Here is an 18127-nt window from a genome sequence, read left to right on the forward strand (position 1 = left end):
CTAATACATGCCTGGTCAGGAGGCAATTCCCGGCTGCGGAACCGACCGGCGCACGGCGGGCGCTGTCGAGTACGGAAGCAGCTCCGCCGGGTCGTCCGGGCAGGTCACCTCCACCTCGACCCCTTCGGCGAACCGGTACGGGCGGTGCGCCAGCACCTCGGCGAGACCGCGGCGCACCCGCGATATCTCCGCGCGCACGGTCACTGTCCGGGTCGCGTCGCCGAACAGGTCGTCCGCCAGCTCGGCCGCGGTGCGGCCCTCGCGGTGCAGGCTCAGCACATACAGCAGCTCCGCGTGGCGGGGCGTCAGATCCTGGGTCCAGCTGCCGGACGCTCCCGACACGGTCACCGACCAGCGCCTGCGCCCGCTCAGATCGAGTACGACGCGGCTCACCGCCGCCCCCTCGGCCGGCTGTCGCACCCCGGGCCTCTCCTCGTCCGGCCGGATCAGCCAGCCCCCGGGCAGCGGCTCCACCGAGCACATCCCGAGCGAGGGCAGCCAGACCCGCCCCGGGCCGAAGGACTTGGCCAGTGCCAGCCGCCCGGCCGGCGGCATCCCGGTCACCGCGGCGGGCCAGCCGTGCGCGTCCACCACCAGAGCCCGGCCGCCCACCCTGCTCAGGATCGGCGCGGCCACCGACCGCAGCCGTTCGACGGAGTCGAGATGCCGGTCCCGCAGCTCCGCCGCCGCCAGCCGGGCCACCGAGTCCACCAGCGCGAGCATCGCCGGATGGAAGGTGGAGTCGGGGCCGCTGACGTCGATGACCCCGAGCAGCCGCCCGTCGCGCGGATCCTGGACGGGCGCGGCGGCGCAGGTCCACTCCTGCAGCGTACGGACGAAGTGCTCGGCGGAGTGCACCTGGACGGTCTGGCCGGTCGCCAGGACGGTGCCGACCGCGTTGGTGCCGGTGGAGCCCTCGCTCCAGGCGGCGCCCTCCTGCAGCCATATGCCGTCGGCCCGGCGCAGGACGGCCCGGTTGCCCTCCCGCCACAGCACCCGGCCGTCTCCGTCGGTGACCACCATGACCTGCATCGACGCGTCGGCGACCGAGGCGAGTCCGCTGCTGAGCGTCGGCAGCAGCTCACCGAGCACGGTGGATCTGCGCCGGTGCTCCAGCTCCTCCGCGCCCAGCAGCACACTGCTGGTGTCCCGCTCCGGGTCGAGGCCGATCCGGAGCATCCGCTGCCACGACGCACCGATGACGGGGCGCGGCGCGACCTCCGGACGGTCCCCGGAGAGCGTCGCCTCACGTATGCCGTGCAGGGTGCGGGCGCTCTCCCGGGTGTGCCGGGCCGGGGGGCCGGCCGCGTTGAAGGCTCCGGTCCTCATGGGTACTCCTGAATGTGATCCACGACGTCGGACTGATGGGCCGGCCGGTCCGGTCGAGCCGGCCCGGTTGATGCGGTGCCCCATGGTGCATCCCGGAGGGGTGCGGCACACCGGAGTCGACAGAACCTTGTGCAACCGTCTGCAACCCTGGCGCAACCACAGCCGGTTGTACGAAGGTGGGGGCTGCCCAGCCGGGGAGATGCCGTGTCGGCGCAGCATCAGCCCCGGCTGGCCCCCCCGGTGCTGCCCCGCGCCGCCGGCCGGTGCCCCGGCCGGACAGGACCTCAGCCGCCGGCGCGTGCCCGGTCGACGACCGACCCCAGATCCAACGTGTGCGGCAGGGTGCCGAACGCCGTACCCCAGTCACCGCCCAGCCGCGATGCGCAGAACGCGTCGGCGACCTCCGGCGGCGCCCAGCGCACCAGCAGCGAGCCCTGGAGCACCAGCGCGATGCGCTCGGCGACCCGGCGCGCACGGGCCTCGATGCCGTCCAGATCGGCGAGTTCGGTCAGCAGGTCCCTGATCGCCCGGTCCAGCCGGTGGTCGGCGCCGCGCGCCCGGCCCACCTCCTGGAGGAACGCGTTGAGCGCCTGCGGCTCGCGCTGGAGCGCCCGCAGCACGTCCAGCGCCTGTACGTTCCCCGAGCCTTCCCAGATGGAGTTGAGCGGCGACTCGCGCAGCAGCCGGGGCAGCCCCGACTCCTCCACGTAGCCGTTGCCGCCCAGGCATTCGAGAGCCTCCGCCACCACCGGCGTACAGCGTTTCGTCACCCAGTACTTGGCGGCCGGCACCGCGAGCCGGAGGAACGCCCGCTCCTCCTCCGTGTCGCTGTCGTACGCGGCGGCCAGCCGCATCGCCAGCGTCGTCGCCGCCTCCGACTCCAGCGCCAGATCGGCCAGGACGTTGCGCATCAGCGGCTTGTCGATCAGCTCCCCGCCGAACGCCCTGCGGTACGTGGCGTGGTGCACCGCCTGCGCCACCGCCTGCCGCATCAGCGCGGCGGAGCCGATCGCGCAGTCCAGCCGGGTCGCCGCCACCATCTCGATGATGGTGCGCACCCCCCGGCCCTCATCGCCCACCCGGCGCGCCCAGGTCCCGTCGAACTCGACCTCCGCCGACGCGTTGGACCGGTTGCCGAGCTTGTCCTTGAGCCGCTGGATCGCGAAGACGTTGCGCGTCCCGTCCGCCAGTACCCGGGGCACCAGGAAGCAGGTCGGCCCGTCCGGTGCCTGCGCCAGCACCAGGAAGCCGTCGGACATCGGCGCCGAGCAGAACCACTTGTGCCCGGTGAGCAGATACGCGCCGTCGTCGCCCGCGGCCGGTACCGCGGCGGTCGTGTTGGCGCGGACGTCGCTGCCGCCCTGCTTCTCCGTCATCGCCATGCCGAACAGCGCCCCCGGCTTCCGGCCAGGAGCCCCCAGCTCACGTTCGTACACGTGCGAGGTGAGCCGCGGCTCCCACTCGGCGGCGAGCGCGGGATAGGCGCGCAGCGCGGGCACCGCCGCATGGGTCATCGACACCGGGCAGCTGTGCCCCGCCTCGACCTGCGACCACACCAGGAACCCGGCCGCACGCCGCACATGCCCGGCCGGCCGGCCCCAGGCGTCCGTCAGCCCGGCCGACACGGCCTTGCCGAGCAGCCGGTGCCAGGCCGGATGGAACTCGACCTCGTCGATCCGGTGCCCGTACCGGTCGTGGGTCCGCAGCCGCGGCGGGTTCTCGTTCGCCTGGAACCCCCACTCGCGCGCCTGCGAGGACCCGGCGCTGTGGCCCAGCAGAGTCAGCTCCGCCCGTACGCCGTCGACGAGTTCCGGCGCGGTATGCCGGTCCACGGCCTCGGCCAGGACCCGGTCGGTCGTGAAGACGTCATGTCCCACCAGCGGCGGAGGCTGGTTGGTCACTGTGTGAGTGCTCGGTGCCATGGGGCTACGGTATGGAGGTGCAGGCAGCAAATGAAACAGGGGAGCAGCATCCGGGTCTGCTCCGTCGGGCCAGAGCCCTCTATCGAAACGTCTCCAAACGCAGAATGGCGTGGCTGCTCCTCAAGGACACCGTCAACTCGTGCATGGAGTACCGGATCCTGGGGCTCGCGGCCGAGGCGGCGTTCTTCACGCTGCTCTCGCTGCCGCCGCTGCTGCTCAGTCTGATCGCCCTGCTCGGCTACGTCGACGGCTGGACCGACACACACACCGTCGCCAGCCTGGAGAAGAACATCCTGCACGCGGCGAGCACCGTCCTCTCCGACCGGGGCGTCCACGACTTCGCCGAGCCGCTCCTGGAGAACGTCACGCACGGCAAGCGCCCCGATGTCGTCTCCATCGGCTTCGCCTTCGCCCTGTGGTCCGGATCGCGGGCGGTGAACGTCTTCATCGACACGATCACGGTGATGTACGGGCTCGACGGCCGGCGCGGCATTGTCATGACCCGGCTGCTCTCCATCGTGCTGTACGTCGTCGCGCTGGTGATCGGGGCGGTGGTGCTGCCCCTCGCGGTCGCGGGCCCCGACCGGGTCGTGCAGTTCGTGCCCGGCGCCGAACAGGTCATCTCGGTCCTGTACTGGCCGGTCGTCATCCTGCTGTCGATCGCCTTCCTCACCACGCTCTACCACGTGTCCGTACCGGTGCGCTCGCCCTGGGTCGAGGATGTGCCGGGGGCCCTGGTGGCGCTGGGCATGGGGTTCCTGGGAAGTCTGCTGCTGCGTATCTACCTCACGAGCACGGTCGAGGGACCGACGATCTACGGTTCACTGGCCGCGCCGGTCGCGGTGCTGCTGTGGATCGGGGTCTCGGCCTTCTCCGTCCTGGTCGGCGCCGCGGTCAACGCCGCGATCGACCGGATCTGGCCCTCGGTGGCCACCGCGGCGGCACGCGCGGCGAACGAGCGGCTCCGGCTCCAGCAGACCGCCCGCCCGGAGGGCGGAGCGCACACCGCGGACCACCCGGGTGCCGGAGCCCCCGAGGCCGACGACGAAGAGTCGGACATGCCGTCCGAATTCCCCGAGCGCTGGTCGAAATTCCTGCCCCCCGAGGACGTCACGGCCCGGCTGCGTACGAAGAAGCCCGAGGACAGACGCTCCACCCCGGACCAGGACTGACGGCGGACAGGCACGCGCCCGGCAGCCACGGAACCCGACAGCTGCCGAGCCCGACGGCCACCGAGCCCGGACCGGACCGCCTTCGCCAACCCTCCGCGCCCCGGGAACTCTCCAATGGACGGCGTCAGGTGCCCACCAGGCGCACCGATCGGCTTGTGAGCCGCCGCCTCGGTCAGCCGCCATCGCGCGCGGGCCCTCACCACCGCGGAGAAATGATGGATGACCTCTCCGCCGCCCGCCGTGAAACGGCCCCGCCTCGGTGATCAGCCAGCAGCAGCTCGAAGATCCGCTTCACCGTTGGTGCGAATCACGGCGGATCGCCGCGTGCAGACCGACCTCGGACTTCGGCAGCACTCCGGTCCCCTCATCGTGCAGAGCACAACCATGGTTCAGGGGGCGGCTGACGGAACCGAATCCGGTCTCCATGCGTGGCCCGACCGCCGGTCGAGCGCGGCACCGACGTCGGGACAGTTCCGGCGGACGGTGTCGAGGAAAGCGCCCAGCACGGGGGAGCGGTCCTGGCCGTTGAAGGACAGGATCAGTTCGGGCAGTGCCGTGCGCGGGGTCACCTCGCAGAACCGGGTGCCCGGGCGCGGGGCCGACAGCATGCGGGAGGGCCCGAGGCCCACGCCGACCCCACAGGCGGCCAGGCCGATGATCGTGTGCACGTCCCTGGCGACGGACGCGCCGTCCACCGCGTCGTCGCCCAACAGGGTGCGCAGCCCGGCGATCACCGCGGGCTCGTCCTCCCCGGCGGCCACGATCAGCGGTTGCCGCCGCACCTGGTCCACGCTCACCGACGTCTGACCTGCGTAGGGGTGCGTGCTGCTGACGACGGCGATCAGGTGGTCGTGCCCGACCGGGACGGACACCAGGTGCTCGGCCCCGGCGCCCCGTGGCGGTCCGAGGGTGACGGCCACATCCAGTTCGCCCGAGATGAGGGTGGCGGCGCTGCGGCTGGACGCCATCTCGTGCAACTCCAGCCTGACATCGGGACGTTCGCGGCCGAACCGGCTCAGGACGTCCGGCAGCGGGTTGAGCAACGCGGAGGCGATGAACCCCAGGCGCAGCCGCCCCGTCTCGCCGCGCGCGGCCCGGCCGGCGTCCACTGTGGCCGCTGTCATTTCCTCCAGAGCCCGCCGCGCCCGGGCGAGGAACGCCTGGCCCGCCGCAGTCGGGAACACGCCCTGGCGCGTGCGGTCGAACAGCCGGGCTCCCATTTCGCGCTCCAGGTCGGCGATCTGTTTCGAGAGCGGGGGCTGCGCGATGCCCAGCGCGTGGGCCGCCCGGCCGAAGTGTCCGTGCTCGGCGAGGGTGAGCGCGTACCGCAGATGCCGCGCCTCCATGACCACCCCTTCATACACGAAAAGTATCGCCACCCAGCGTGCCATATCTTCTGCTGGATGAAGCGGCCGTCGCCGACTGGGATGGCGGCCATGACGACCTCCCCGAACACCGAAGTGAACGACACCGTCCTGGTCCTCGTCCACGGCGCCTGGCACGGCTCATGGCAGTGGGCGGCGACGCAGCGCGCACTCGCCGGTCTCGGTGCCGCGAGCCTGGCTGTCGACATGCCCGGGCACGGCTTCGATGTCCCCCTGCCCAGCGGGTACCTGCTGCCCGGTCAGCCGGGTCTGCTGACCGAGAAGTCGCAGCTCGCCGCCGTGACGATGGACGACTGCGCCGATGCCGTCCTGGACACGCTGCGCCGGGTCCGCCGCTACGGCCGTGTCGTGCTCGTCGCCCACAGCGCGGGCGGCGGACCCGCGTCGCTGGCCGCGGAGCGCGCCCCCGAGCTGGTCGACCGCATCGTCTACCTCTCCGCGTTCGTCCCCGCCGGCCGCCCCCGGTTCTTCGACTACCTCAGCACCCCCGAGAACGCCACCGCACAAGGACAGAGCCTCAACCTCGGTGATCCCGGGGCACTGGGCGCCGTACGCATCAACCCGCTCTCGCCGGACCCCGCTTACGTCGAGGAGCTACGGCAGACCCACTACCACGACACGCCGGCCGGCCGCTTCGACCGCTGGCGCTCCGCGCTCAGCCCCGACCTGCCACTGGCCATCCCGACAACCCCGGTCACCGTGACCGCGGCGCGGTGGGGCCGCATCCCACGCACCTTCCTGCGCTGCGCGCAGGACCGGGCGCTGGCGCCGGCCGCACAGGACCTGATGATCGCCGAGGCCGACCGGGCCATGCCGGGCGAACCGTTTACCGTCCACACCCTGCCGGGCAGCCACAGCCCGTTCGCCGCCCGGCCGCGGGAACTCGCCGAGGCCCTGGTCCGGTGACCGGCGGTCGGTTCATGAGCCCATCGTGCGAGCACTCGGTCAGTGCGTCTCGACCGGGCCCTGGGCGTCGAGCCGGTATGCGGGGGCAGGGCTCGGAGCCCGGGGCGCGCTGATGTGCAGCACCGTGTAACTGCCGTGACTCAGGCCGCTGACGGTCACCTTGGCCGGGTAGGGGACCTCGGTGCCCTGCGCGCAGGACGGCACGCAGCTCACAGCCAGGTACTTTCCCTTGGCGACGGCTGTCGGCCGCCCCCAGTCCGACCAGACCAGGTCCTTGAGACCCACCTCGCCGTCACCGCAGGCGAGAGTGAAGTCCGCGGGCGAAGCGACCGGCTTCTGGTCGCAGCCATACACCACAGCGGACTTCGCCGACGTCACCGCACTGGGCGTGGCGGCCGGTGGTGGTGTCGTCGCCGCGGACGAGCCCGGCGCAGTGGCCGAATGAGTTGCCGCGGCCTTCGGAGCGGATACTGAACCGCCGCACCCCGACACCGCAGCCAGAACAGCCGCCGCAACGCCGAGGCCGAACACGCTGCGGGGCCGGCCGTTGATCCTTCGCGCCATCCGCTTGCTCCTCGTGTGCTCGCCGATATGCCTTCGAGTGAAATCCGAGCGGAACCCGAGCGAAAGCAGAAATCAGGATACGCAGTCGGCGTGATGAAGCCCTGAACCCGGTCACCCCCGGCCAGCGCCGAGGAGACCCACGAGGCGGTCGCCAACGGCCAGGGCGTGGCCCTGCTGGCCGGCGGCAACGCCCCGCTGGTCGTCCGCGACGAGGTGACCGCCGTGCCGGTCCGTGGCATCTCCCCGTCCCGGCCGGCGGTGGCCGCCCGCCGGGACGACGCGCGGCCCCTGGTGCTGGCCTGCCTGGCCGCGGCGTCGAAGGTGACAGCAGGCACCGCCTGACCCGGGCTCAGCCGGCTCACCGGGCCAGGGCCTGCGAGGGGTGGTCCGTACGGCAAGCCCGGCCTGATCGCCGTCGCCGCGCATCTCGGCGCCGGGTGGTCGGTCGCCGCCACCGCGGACGCGGTCGGGCTCGGCGCCCGCCGGCTGCACCGCCGTTCGCTGGACGCCTTCGGCTACGGACCGGACGTGCCCCGGCCCCGTGGGCGGTCCGTACGCCGTCCCGGGGCGAGGGCGCCATCCCCGCCCCGGACCGCGCGGCGTCGTACCCGGGGCAACCGTCCGCGGGGCCGCCGGTTACGGCCTTTTACGGCCTTGGGGAAAGGCTTGGGAAGGCCCTTACGGAATGTTCCCGCCCGGCCCGCCGGGGTCGCTCGTCCGGTGGCTCTGCCGGTCGTCCGGTGTCACTGACCGTGGCGCACCCCGTACGCTGAGGTGCGCGACAGAGACGCGCGGTGTACGCAGAGACGTTCAGGAAGCGCGGCGGGGGCGGTATGGCACTCGGTTACAGCCGGCGCACCGGCGAACTGCCCGTGGAAGTCACCGGATTCGTCGGCCGCTCCGCGGAACTCGACCGGATCCGGGAGCTGGTGGCGCGGGCGAGACTGGTGACCCTCGTCGGCCCCGGCGGAGTGGGTAAGAGCCGGCTGGCGCTGCGCGCCGCACTGACCCTCAAGGGGAACTACACGGACGGCGTCGTCCTGACCGAGCTCTCCCCGCTGCACGACCCCGAACTGCTGCCCCAGGCAGTGGCGAGCGCGCTGGGGCTGGCCGAGCAGTCCGGGCGGCTCGTGCTGGACGTCGTCATGGAGCACCTCCAGGAACGCCGGCTGCTGCTCGTCCTGGACACCTGCGAACACCATCTCGACGCCTGCGCGTTCCTCGCCGACCTGGTGCTGCGCGAGGCACCCGGCGTGACGGTGCTGGCCACCAGCCGGCAGCCGCTGGACGTCCCGGGTGAACACACCCTGCACGTACCGCCGCTGGCCTGCGACGACGCGGCGACACTCTTCGAACAGCGGGCTGCGGCGGTGGTGCCCGGCTTCCGCATCAACGCGGGCAACCACCAGGACGTGCTGGCGCTCTGCCGCCGTCTGGACGGCATTCCGCTCGCCATCGAGCTGGCCACCGTACGGCTCAGAGCCATCCCGCTGGACCAGCTGACCGCCCGGCTCGAACACCGCTTCCGGCTGCTCACCGGTGGCCGGCGCAGCGCCGTGCTGCCCCGTCATCAGACGCTGAGCACCGCGATCGACTGGAGCCACGACCTGTGCTCGGCCGAGGAACGGCTGCTCTGGGCGCGGCTGTCGGTGTTCGCCGGGCCGTTCGACCTGGCGGCCGTCGAAGAGGTCTGCTCGGGCGCCGGGCTGCCGCGCGACGAGATCCTTGAGCACCTCGTCGGCCTGGTCGACAAGTCGGTGGTGCTGCGGGTGGTGCGGGGCGGCGACACCGGCTCCCGCTACCGGCTGCTCGACACCATCAGGGAGTACGGAGCGGACCGCTGCGCGGCTCTGGGCGATGAGCAGGAACGCTGCCGCGCCCGCCACCGCACCCACTATCTGGCCCGGGTCCAGCACTTCTACGAGACCGTACTGACGTCCGAACAGGTCCCGCTCTACTGGGAGTTGTACCGCGATCTCGCCGATCTGCGGAGCGCACTCGACTACTCGCTCTCCCGGCCCGACGGCATCAGGCCCGGCCTGGAGATGGCCGCGAGGCTCTGGCCGTTCTGGCTGACGGCCGGGCTCTCCAAGGAGGGCCGCTACTGGCTGGGCAAGGGCATCGACGCCGACCCCGAGCCCTGCCCCGAACGGGCGCTCGCGATGCTCTGGCGCAGCCTCCTCGCCCTGGTGCAGGGCGATCTCGAACCGGCACTCGCCGGATTCGAGGCGACCAGGGAGGTGGCAGGGCAGGCGGGATCGGAACTCGATCTCGCCCTCGCCACCGGCTACACCGGCGGCGTCCGCTGGCTCCTCGGCGACCCCGAGACGGGACAGCGGCTTCTCGACGAGGCGCTGGACCGCCAGCACCGCATCAACGACCGGCTGAGCCTGGTCGTCTTCCACTACCAGAAGGGCTATATGCACGCGGTGCTGCGCGACTCGGACGCAGCGGTCGAGGAGTGCGAGAAGGCGCTGCTGCTGCTCGGCGACGAGAGCGGCGAATGCATCATCAAGGGCCAGATCCTGGTCATCGAGGCCATGGCGGCCTGGGGACGTGGGGAGCCCGCGGAGTGTGTGGCGCTGGCCCGCTCCGGTCTGCACCGCAGCCGCGAGGTCCGGGAGATGTTCGGCGCGGCGAACAGCCTGGAACTGCTTGCCTGGGGGGCTGCCGAACTGGCCAGCCCCAGCAGGGCGGCCTGGCTCCTCGGTGCCGCCGGGGCGCTGTGGCGCAAGGTCGGCTCCCCGATGATGGGCGCCGCGGTGTATCTGGACGACCACGCACGGGTGGAGCGGGCCGTCCGCGCCGAGCTGGGGGACACGGAGTTCGCCCGGCTGTTCGCGCAGGGTGCCGAACTCCCGCTGGACCGGGCCGTCGAGCTGGCGCTCATGGACGCCGACAGCCCGGCCACCCTGCTGCCCCGGCAGCTGGACTCGGCACCGGGCGACATGCTGACCCGCCGGGAGCGGCAGGTCGCCGCGCTGGTCTCCGAAGGTCTCACCAACCGGGAGATCTCCCAACAGCTGGTGATCTCCAAGCGCACGGCCGACGCCCACGTCGAACACATCCTGGCCAAGCTCGGCTTCTCGTCCCGCGCGCAGATCGCGGCACTGGCGGGGCGGCCCCAGGTCACGGACACGGAAGCGGCGCCACCGCAGTAGCCGCCCGGTTCCGTACGGAAACAGACCGGACAGCACCCGGGCTCCGGCCGGGCCGTAGCCGCCCGCCCGGTTCCGTACGGAAGCAGACCCGAGCGCACCCGGCCCGCGCCCGAGCGGCCCGCGCCCGGGCCTCGCCCGTACGGACCGCGAGCCCCGACGGTGCCGCCCCGCGCCCCGGCGCAGCGCCCGCCGGCGGCAGCGGCGTCAGGGCTGCCGGTCGCTCTGGCCGCAGATCCAGGACAGCGCGTCGTACAGCCCGCGCGCATGGTCGTCCGGGACCCCGCGCTGGACGGCGTCCTCCAGCTGTACGGTCACCGCGTCCACCTCGGCGGTCAGCCGCCCGAGATCCGGCGCGCCGCCCGTGATGCCGGTGGCCGGCGCGGCGTCCGCCCGGCCCAGGGCCCACAGATACCCGGTCAGTACACCGAGCGAGAGCTGATTCCGCGCTTCGGGAGCCGAGGCCGCTTCCACCTTCCGGTACGCCGCCTCCACGTCGGCGCGGTACCTCGTACCCACGCGTTCGTCGTCGAATGGTTCTCTCTCCGGGGTGCTCATACCTGTGAGTGTGTCCGATTCCTTCGTGGTGATGTCTCCGCGGTAGTTCCGCCGGGACGATTTCCCGCGCCCCGCCGCGTCCTGCGTCCGGTCAGACGGAGGACGCGGTGGCGGCGTCGAGATGGCGGTTGAGAGACCGCCCGATGTGCGCGAGCGGCGCCGCCTGGGTCATGGCGTGATGGGTGCACGCGATGTCGTGCGACTCGATCCGGCCGGTCACCCAGGGGCGCCACGCCTCCCCGGTGAGGGCCTGCGCCGACTTTCCCTGGGTGGCGTGGAAGTACAGCAGATCCCCTTCGAACACGCCCTCGACGAAAGTCGGCTGGAGCCGGACCGAGTTGGTCAGGACCGAGGTCATCGCCGCCACATGGTGCTCGGCGAGCCCATGGCGCTCGGTGAGCGGGGCGGGGCGCCCGTTCCCGCCGTCGCTGCTGAGGATCGCGGCGACATCCGTGGCGGTCAGCGCCGACAGACCGGGGCCCCGCGGGGTGTGCCCGGCCGCTTCCAGCAGCAGGGCCAGGGCCGCGTGGTCGTCGGGCAGCGACCTGAGCCGGCTGCGCGGGTCGATGGGCCGGGAGTCCAGCATGGCCAGCAGGGCGACCTCTTCGCCCCGGTCCTGGAGCCGTACCGCGATGGCGTGCGACAGCGCGCCGCCCAGGGACCAGCCCAGCAGGTGGTAGGGGCCGGACGGCTGTACGGAGCGGATGTGCGCCACATAGTCGGCGACCATCTCCTCGAAGGTCGCCGGCAGCCCGCCCGGCCCGGAGAGCCCCCGCGCCTGCAGCCCGTACACCGGGAGATCGGCCGCGAGATGGCGCGGCATTCCCGCGTAGCACCAGCTCAGACCACCCGCCGGGTGGACGCAGAACAGCGGCGGCCGGGAACCGTCGGTGCGCAGCGGCAGCAGCATCGCGAAGGGGTCCTGGGCCCCGCCGCTGTCGAGCAGCCGGGCAAGTCCGGCCACCGTCGGCGCCTCGAAGACCGCGCCGATGGAGAGGGCGGCGCCCAGCGAGGAGCGGATACGGCCGATGAGCCGGGCGGCCAGCAGCGAGTACCCGCCCAGGGCGAAGAAGTCGTCGTCGATGCTGACGTCGCCGACGCCCAGCACCTCGGCGAAGAGCGCGCAGAGCGTCCTCTCCTGTGCGCTGCGGGCGGGCCTCCCGGACGGTTCGGCCGCCGCCTCGGGCGCCGGCAGCGCGGCCCGGTCCAGCTTGCCGTGCGGCGTGAGCGGCAGCGTGCCGAGCAGCAGGTACGAGGCGGGGACCATATAGCCCGGCAGCCGCTCCGTGGCCCAGGCCCGCAGTGCGGCGGTGGACAGGGCGCCGTCGGCCGCGGTCCTCGGCGCCGGGACCGCCGGCGGCGCCTGCAGGCCGGCCGGCACCACGTACGCGGCCAGGACCGGTTCGCCCTGCGGAGACCGGCGTACCGCGACCGCCGCGCGAGCCACCCCGGGGTGGCGGGCGAGCACCGCCTCGATCTCACCCGGCTCGATCCGCAGCCCCCGGAGCGTGAGCTGGTCGTCGGTGCGCCCGAGGTACTCCAGCGCGCCCCGGCCGGTCCACCGCACAAGATCGCCGGTGCGGTACATACGGCTGCCCGGTGCACCGAACGGATCAGCGAGGAAGCGTTCGGCCGTCAGCTCGGGCCGGTTGAGGTAGCCGCGCGCCACCTGCGCACCGGCCAGGTGCAGTTCGCCGGGCACCCCGGGCGGCACCGGGTTCAGGGCCTGGTCCAGGACATAGGCGCGGACGTTGTGACCGGGCCGTCCGATGACCGGCAGATCACCCTCCGCGTCCAGCCGGCAGTACACGGCGTCGACCGTGCACTCGGTCGGGCCGTAGTAGTTGTACGCGACCGTGTCCCGGCACTCCCGCAGCGTGTGCCACAGCGCCTCGTCCAGCGGCTCCCCGCCGACCATCAGCAGCCGCGGGCGGTGCCGGGCGCCGGTGAGCAGCCCGGCGGCGATGAGCTGGTGGAGATAGGAGGGCGTGACATCCAGGAAGTCGATCCCGTGCCGGTCGACATAGCGGGCCAGCGCCGCCGGGTCGAGCCGTACGGCGTCGTCGATCAGATGGAGCTCCTGGCCCGCCGCCAGGAAGAGCGGACCCTCCCACGCGGTGTCGAAGGTGAACGTCGCGGTCAGCGCGGACCGCAGCGGCCGGCCCGCCGCCGCGACCGCCGGTGCGATCAGCTCGCTGTGGTGGTCGGCGCAGAGATTGCTGAGCGAGCGGTGCTCGACGACCACGCCCTTCGGCGCTCCGGTGGACCCCGATGTGTAGCTGACGTACGCCGGGTGGTGCGGCAGCAGCCGGGCCCGGCGGTCGCTGTCGCAGGGGTCGGTGCCGGGCACGGCCGCCAGTTCGCGGACGGTACCGGGGGCGTCGACCAGCAGCGCGGGCACGGTGGCGGGCAGCCCGGGGGCGGCAGCGGCGGTGGTGACGACACAGAGCGGGGCAGCGTCGGTGAGCAGATACCGGATGCGCTCGGCGGGGTGCTCCGGATCCACCGGTACACACGCCGCGCCGGACTTGAGCACGGCGAGCAGCGCGACCGGGTAGTCGGCGGTGCGCGGCAGCGCCAGCGCGACGAAGGTCTCGGGACCGGCACCGCGCGAGATCAGCAGCCGGGCCAGCCGGTTGGCCCGCGCGTTCAGTTCGCCGTACGTGAGGACGCTCGCGCCGCACACCAGCGCGGTCGCCTCCGGGGTCCGGTGGGCCTGGGCCTCGAACAGCTCGGTCAGTGTGGCGGTGGGTACCGGGCGCCCGGTGTCGTTCCAGCCGCTCACCACCCGGTGCCGCTCGTCGGATGTCAGCAGCCCGATCTCCGCCACGGGCCGGTCGGGACCCGCCGTGGCCAGCGTGTCGAGCAGGGCCAGGAACCGCCGGTGGTGTCCGGCCGTGACCTCCGCGCTGTACAGGCCGGGGTCCGCGTTGAAGTCGATCCGCAGTGAACCGTCCGCCGGGCGGTCGTACACGTTCACACCGAGCCCGGTCACCGGGCCGTTGGAGAGGTTGTGCAGGACGGCGGGGTGCCGGCCGAACGACAGCTGCGGGTCGTATCCCATGATGTTGATGCCCCAGTCGCCGAGATACCCGCCGGTGGGGATACCGCCGAGGTCCTTGACGAGATACGGCGCCGGGTAGCGCTGGTGGCGCAGCAGCTCGCGTGCCTGCCGCGCGGTATGGCGTACCAGCTCGGACACCGTGGAGCCGGGCTCCGGACGTACCGACAGCGGAAGCACGTTGGCCAGCATCACCGGGACCGTGCGGGCCACTGCTCCGGTGCGGCCGGTCACCGTGAGATCGAGTGACACCTCGTCCCGCCCGCTCAGCCGGTGCACGTACAGCGCGAGCGCCGCCATCGCGACCGACGGCAGGCTCGTCCTGGCCTGCCGGGCCAGGGCCCGCAGTCCGGCGGCGGCCGGGGCGCCGACCGGGCCGCTCTCCCGTACGAAGCGGTGCGGGACCGACTTCAGCCGGCCCGCCGCGTCGGGCGCCGCCGGGTGGTCGGCGAGCTGCGCCGCCCAGTACTCCCGGTCCTCGGCGAACCGCTCCGACGCGTGGTACGCGGCCTCGTCGGCCAGCAGTTCCTCCAGCGTCCCCCAGGCCGGGTCCGGGCGGAACCGGCCGGACTCCAGCGCGGAGTAGAGCTCGGCCACCCGCTGGATGAAGAGCGAGAAGCCGTAACCGTCGAGCGCGATGTGGTGCACGCTGATGTAGAGCAGGAAGCAGTCATCGGCTGTCCTGAGCACCGCGAAGGTGAAGAGCGGCGGACGCCCGAGGTCCAGCGGGCACCGCATGTCGTCCCACATCCAGGTGTGCGCGGCGGCCCACGGGTCGTCCGCGCCGCGCAGGTCCACCAGCGGCAGCGACCACCGGGGTGCCGGCCCGACGCGCTGCCAGGTGCGGCCCTCGCCGTCGGTCTCGAACCCGGCCCGCAGCGCCTGCGTCTCGCCGACGGCCTCGCGCAGGGACTCCTCCAGCAGCTCCAGGTCGAGCGGGCCCCGGATCTCGACGAACTCGGCCGCGCGGTAGTTGGGGTTCTCCGCGTCCAGCTCCTGGGAGAACCACATCCCCGTCTGTGCGGCGGTCAGCGGCAAGCGACCGTTCCGGTTGCCGGACTTCCTGTTCATGCGTGCCGTCTCCTGACGCAGGTGCTTGGTCTAAGGGCCATCAGGGCCAACGAGCGTCACCGGACAGGTGTATTGGTCCGGGGCGAAACTCTTTGGACCGGCGTTCCCGGACGGGCCGCGCTCCGAGTGGCCTGTTCCGTACCAAGACTTGGCCTGCGCTTTACGAGATTCTCTGCAACCGCTGCGCACGGACTATTGTCTCTACGGGTGTTGTATCCGGCGGGAAGTAGTGTGAGCGGAGCATGAGCATGGGGCGGGTCAAGGGCAGCATAGGGATCGCACTGCTGGTCAGCGCGGTACTGGCCGGCACGAGTGCCTGTGGGGGAAATGCCTCGGCGTCCGCCTCGGGCGACTCGGCCAACGGGGGGTCGCCCAAGGCGTCGGCCGCCGCACATCCGTCACCGACGCACCCCGCGGGTCCGCCGATGCTGCTGGAAACGATAGCCCCGAAGACCGGTACGACCGTGGGGGTCGCGATGCCGATCTCGGTGGTCTTCACCAACCCGGTCGCCACCTCGGCCCGCGACAAGGTCGAGAAGCACCTCAAGGTCTCCACGTCCGCGCCGGTCACCGGCGCCTGGCACTGGTTCAGCAGCACCCGCGCCGACTGGCGGCCCGAGAAGTACTGGCAGCCCGGCACCAAGGTGACGCTGAACGCGGACCTGAAGGACGTGAGCAACGGCAACGGCCGTTACGGGACGCACAACTACCAGCACAAGTTCACCATCGGTGATGACGTCGAGGCCACCGCGTCGGTGCCCGGCCACTCGATGAAGGTGACGCGCAACGGCAAGCCGGTCCGCACCCTTCCGATCGACGCGGGCAGCCCCAGCTTCCCCTCCTGGGACGGCACGATGGCCGTGATGGACAAGGCGAAGGAGGTCCACATGACCTCGTGCAGCGTCGGCATCAGCTGCACCAAGGGCAGCCCCGACTTCTACGACCTGACCCTGCCGTGGGACGTGCACCTCACCAACTCCGGTACCTACATCCACTACTCGACCGGCGACCCCTACCCGGGCCACAGCTACGGCTCGCACGGCTGTGTGCACCTCTCGATGGCGGACGCCAAGTGGTTCTACGACTTCGTCAAGCAGGGCGACCCGATCACCATCACCGGCTCCCCGCGCGGCAAGGCGGCCGGTGACAACGGTTACGCCGACTTCAACCTCTCCTGGCAGGAGTGGCTGAAGGACAGCGCCACCGGTCAGCAGACGACGACCACCGGCTGACCCACCGCACCGCACCGGCCCGACGCACGCGCCAGGCCGACCCGCGTTTCCCGGCCCGCAGTTCTCGCTGCGGGCCGGTTCGCGTGTCAGGGTGAGCTGCTGAGCGGCCCCGGGACGGGACCGGTGCCGGGTGTGAGCGGAGGAGCGGCGCGCTGATGAACGAAGAGACGGCGGCGTCCGGGGCAGGACGCGGCGGGCTCCCGCTGCCAGGGGTGCGGATGCGGGCCCGGGATCCCGGCGAGCCGCACCGTGCCTCCACCCCGCTGGAGCTCTTCTTCGACCTGTGCTTCGTCGTCGCGGTGTCGCAGGCGGGCAGCCATCTGGTGCACGCGCTGGCCGATGGCCACCCGGCGCACGGGATCACCGGCTATCTGGTCGTGTTCTTCGCGATCTGGTGGGCCTGGGTCAACTTCTCCTGGTTCGCGTCCGCGTACGACACCGACGACGCGCTCTACCGGGTCGCCACCCTGGTCCAGATCGCCGGGGTGCTCGTCCTCGCCGCCGGGGTCCCGCGCGCCTTCGACCACGCCGACTACGGGGTCGCGATCGTCGGCTATCTGATCATGCGCGTCGTGCTGACGCTCCAGTGGCTCCGGGCGGCGCGCGGCGAGACGGGCGCCGCCAGGACCACGGCCCTGCGGTACGCGGCCGGGCTCGTGGTCGTACAGCTCGGCTGGGTCGTTCTGCTGCTACTGCCCGACGCCGCGTGGGAGTGGGGCTTCGTGCCCATGGCCGTCGCCGATCTGTCGGTGCCCGCGTTCGCCGAGCACCGTCAACGGACCCAGTGGCATCCGCACCACATCGCCGAGCGCTACGGCCTCTTCACCATCATCATGCTCGGCGAGACCGTCGCGGCCGCGACGGTCGCTGTGCAGTCGGCGGTGGACGAGTCGGCCGCACTCGGCGAACTGCTGCCGATCGCGGCGGGCGGTCTCGTCATCGTCTTCGCCGCCTACTGGATCTACTTCGCGGTGCCCATCCACGAGCACCTGGCCTCCAACCGGCAGGCGTTCCTCTGGGGTTACGGCCACTATCTGGTCTTCGCGTCGGCCGCCGCGATCGGCGCCGGCATCGAGGTCACCGTCGAGCAGGTGACGGGCCACGCGCACATCCCGGCGGTCGCGGCAGCGGCGGCGGCCACCGTGCCCACCGCGCTGTTCCTGCTCACGGTGTCGCTGCTGCACACGCGCCACTTCAAACGGGGTGCGGCCCAGCGAGCGGTGCTGCCGGTCAGCGTGCCACTGGTGCTCGCGACGACCTTCGCCGGCCACTGGGCGGTGCCACTGGCCGGCCTCGTCGCCGCCGCCACCGTCGCGGTGGGCGTCGCGCTGGCCCACCGGGATCCGGGTACGGCGGTCCTGCCCGCCTGACCGCCGGCGCCGGCCCCTCGCGGGCCGGCGGCGTCAGCGGCGGGATTCCGCGGCACACCCTTGCCCGGCGCAGAGTCCTGGACGGCCTCGCGCGGCGTGAGTCACGAGAACAGTCCGGAGCCCTGGGCGTCAAGAGTGATGCGCCCTCTTGTTCCTGAAGCATTCCCGCCTCAAGGCGCATACGTAGCGGGCTAGTTCGGAGCCATTCTGCGAGCCGACACGGGGTGGACGGCGGGTAGGACGTGGCCGCCGGGCGGGGATCGATCGGCGCGGCGAAGAGTGAATCGCCCCTGGGTGTCGCGGAGTTGGCGGCGAGTGAAGTGAACCGTCCATGTCTCCACCGGGGTTCATCCGAGCTCCGGTGGAGACCGGAAACATGTCGCTCGGCGTTGACAGGAT

Annotated in this window: 12 protein-coding genes and 1 pseudogene; 7 read left to right on the plus strand and 6 right to left on the minus strand. The window is 72.3% G+C overall.

Going from position 1 to position 18127, the window contains the following annotated elements:
* Window positions 1-15 precede the first annotated feature (15 nt).
* Together OHB13_RS30010 and OHB13_RS30015 are read right to left on the minus strand one after the other, a co-directional pair.
* Window positions 16-1329 carry a helix-turn-helix domain-containing protein gene (locus OHB13_RS30010; RefSeq protein WP_328379144.1) on the minus strand — a complete coding sequence of 438 codons (1314 nt, stop codon included), beginning with the start codon at window positions 1327-1329 and terminating at the stop codon, window positions 16-18.
* 284 nt (window positions 1330-1613) lie between these two features.
* Complete coding sequence (locus tag OHB13_RS30015) at window positions 1614-3251, minus strand: acyl-CoA dehydrogenase family protein (protein ID WP_328379145.1); 1638 nt, start codon at window positions 3249-3251, stop codon at window positions 1614-1616.
* A gap of 17 nt (window positions 3252-3268) precedes the next feature.
* Between OHB13_RS30015 and OHB13_RS30020 the strand changes: the two genes are divergently transcribed.
* Complete coding sequence (locus OHB13_RS30020; RefSeq protein WP_266851787.1) at window positions 3269-4423, plus strand: YihY/virulence factor BrkB family protein; 1155 nt, start codon at window positions 3269-3271, stop codon at window positions 4421-4423.
* A 389-nt stretch (window positions 4424-4812) separates the two neighbouring features.
* Here OHB13_RS30020 and OHB13_RS30025 read toward each other — a convergent pair whose 3' ends face one another.
* Window positions 4813-5769: a LysR family transcriptional regulator gene (locus OHB13_RS30025; RefSeq protein ID WP_328380421.1), complete on the minus strand. Its 957-nt coding sequence runs from the start codon at window positions 5767-5769 to the stop codon at window positions 4813-4815.
* 90 nt (window positions 5770-5859) lie between these two features.
* Between OHB13_RS30025 and OHB13_RS30030 the strand changes: the two genes are divergently transcribed.
* Entirely contained in the window at window positions 5860-6714 is an 855-nt protein-coding gene (locus OHB13_RS30030) for an alpha/beta fold hydrolase (RefSeq protein ID WP_328379146.1), read from the plus strand.
* 39 nt (window positions 6715-6753) lie between these two features.
* On the opposite strand, the gene OHB13_RS30035 is transcribed toward OHB13_RS30030, so the two are convergent.
* Entirely contained in the window at window positions 6754-7278 is a 525-nt protein-coding gene (locus OHB13_RS30035) for a hypothetical protein (protein WP_328379147.1), read from the minus strand.
* Window positions 7279-7443: 165 nt separating this feature from the next.
* On the opposite strand from OHB13_RS30035, the gene OHB13_RS30040 reads away from it, so the two are divergent.
* The 3 genes and pseudogenes from OHB13_RS30040 to OHB13_RS30050 all read left to right on the plus strand — a co-directional run bounded on the left by OHB13_RS30040 (window position 7444) and on the right by OHB13_RS30050 (window position 10439).
* Complete coding sequence (locus OHB13_RS30040; protein WP_266851779.1) at window positions 7444-7620, plus strand: hypothetical protein; 177 nt, start codon at window positions 7444-7446, stop codon at window positions 7618-7620.
* Between the two features lie 78 nt (window positions 7621-7698).
* Window positions 7699-7803, plus strand: a pseudogene (locus tag OHB13_RS30045) (AraC family transcriptional regulator); the annotation flags it as partial.
* A gap of 269 nt (window positions 7804-8072) precedes the next feature.
* Window positions 8073-10439, plus strand: a complete 2367-nt coding sequence (locus tag OHB13_RS30050; protein WP_328379148.1) for an ATP-binding protein — start codon at window positions 8073-8075, stop codon at window positions 10437-10439.
* A 204-nt stretch (window positions 10440-10643) separates the two neighbouring features.
* Here OHB13_RS30050 and OHB13_RS30055 read toward each other — a convergent pair whose 3' ends face one another.
* On the minus strand, window positions 10644-10994 hold the full coding sequence (locus tag OHB13_RS30055; RefSeq protein ID WP_328379149.1) for a hypothetical protein: 351 nt from the start codon (window positions 10992-10994) through the stop codon (window positions 10644-10646).
* Between the two features lie 91 nt (window positions 10995-11085).
* Window positions 11086-15126 (minus strand): amino acid adenylation domain-containing protein, encoded by a 4041-nt coding sequence (locus OHB13_RS30060; protein ID WP_328379150.1) that lies wholly within the window; start codon window positions 15124-15126, stop codon window positions 11086-11088.
* A 248-nt stretch (window positions 15127-15374) separates the two neighbouring features.
* Between OHB13_RS30060 and OHB13_RS30065 the strand changes: the two genes are divergently transcribed.
* Window positions 15375-16358, plus strand: coding sequence for a L,D-transpeptidase (locus OHB13_RS30065; RefSeq protein ID WP_266860609.1), 984 nt, complete (start codon window positions 15375-15377; stop codon window positions 16356-16358).
* Window positions 16359-16513: 155 nt separating this feature from the next.
* Window positions 16514-17728 carry a low temperature requirement protein A gene (locus OHB13_RS30070; protein ID WP_328379151.1) on the plus strand — a complete coding sequence of 405 codons (1215 nt, stop codon included), beginning with the start codon at window positions 16514-16516 and terminating at the stop codon, window positions 17726-17728.
* The last annotated feature ends 399 nt before the right edge of the window (window positions 17729-18127 follow it).

Origin of the sequence: Streptomyces sp. NBC_00440, assembly GCF_036014215.1 — a bacterium.
Classification (GTDB): Bacteria; Actinomycetota; Actinomycetes; order Streptomycetales; family Streptomycetaceae; genus Streptomyces.

Excerpts from the sequence above, each read along its gene's own strand:
- OHB13_RS30025 (WP_328380421.1), bottom strand. The coding sequence starts at position 5,769 with ATGGAGGCGCGGCATCTGCGGTACGCGCTCACCCTCGCCGAGCACGGA.
- OHB13_RS30035 (WP_328379147.1), bottom strand. The coding sequence starts at position 7,278 with ATGGCGCGAAGGATCAACGGCCGGCCCCGCAGCGTGTTCGGCCTCGGC.
- OHB13_RS30015 (WP_328379145.1), bottom strand. The coding sequence starts at position 3,251 with ATGGCACCGAGCACTCACACAGTGACCAACCAGCCTCCGCCGCTGGTG.
- OHB13_RS30010 (WP_328379144.1), bottom strand. The coding sequence starts at position 1,329 with ATGAGGACCGGAGCCTTCAACGCGGCCGGCCCCCCGGCCCGGCACACC.
- OHB13_RS30030 (WP_328379146.1), top strand. The coding sequence starts at position 5,860 with ATGACGACCTCCCCGAACACCGAAGTGAACGACACCGTCCTGGTCCTC.
- OHB13_RS30065 (WP_266860609.1), top strand. The coding sequence starts at position 15,375 with ATGGGGCGGGTCAAGGGCAGCATAGGGATCGCACTGCTGGTCAGCGCG.
- OHB13_RS30060 (WP_328379150.1), bottom strand. The coding sequence starts at position 15,126 with ATGAACAGGAAGTCCGGCAACCGGAACGGTCGCTTGCCGCTGACCGCC.
- OHB13_RS30070 (WP_328379151.1), top strand. The coding sequence starts at position 16,514 with ATGAACGAAGAGACGGCGGCGTCCGGGGCAGGACGCGGCGGGCTCCCG.
- OHB13_RS30055 (WP_328379149.1), bottom strand. The coding sequence starts at position 10,994 with ATGAGCACCCCGGAGAGAGAACCATTCGACGACGAACGCGTGGGTACG.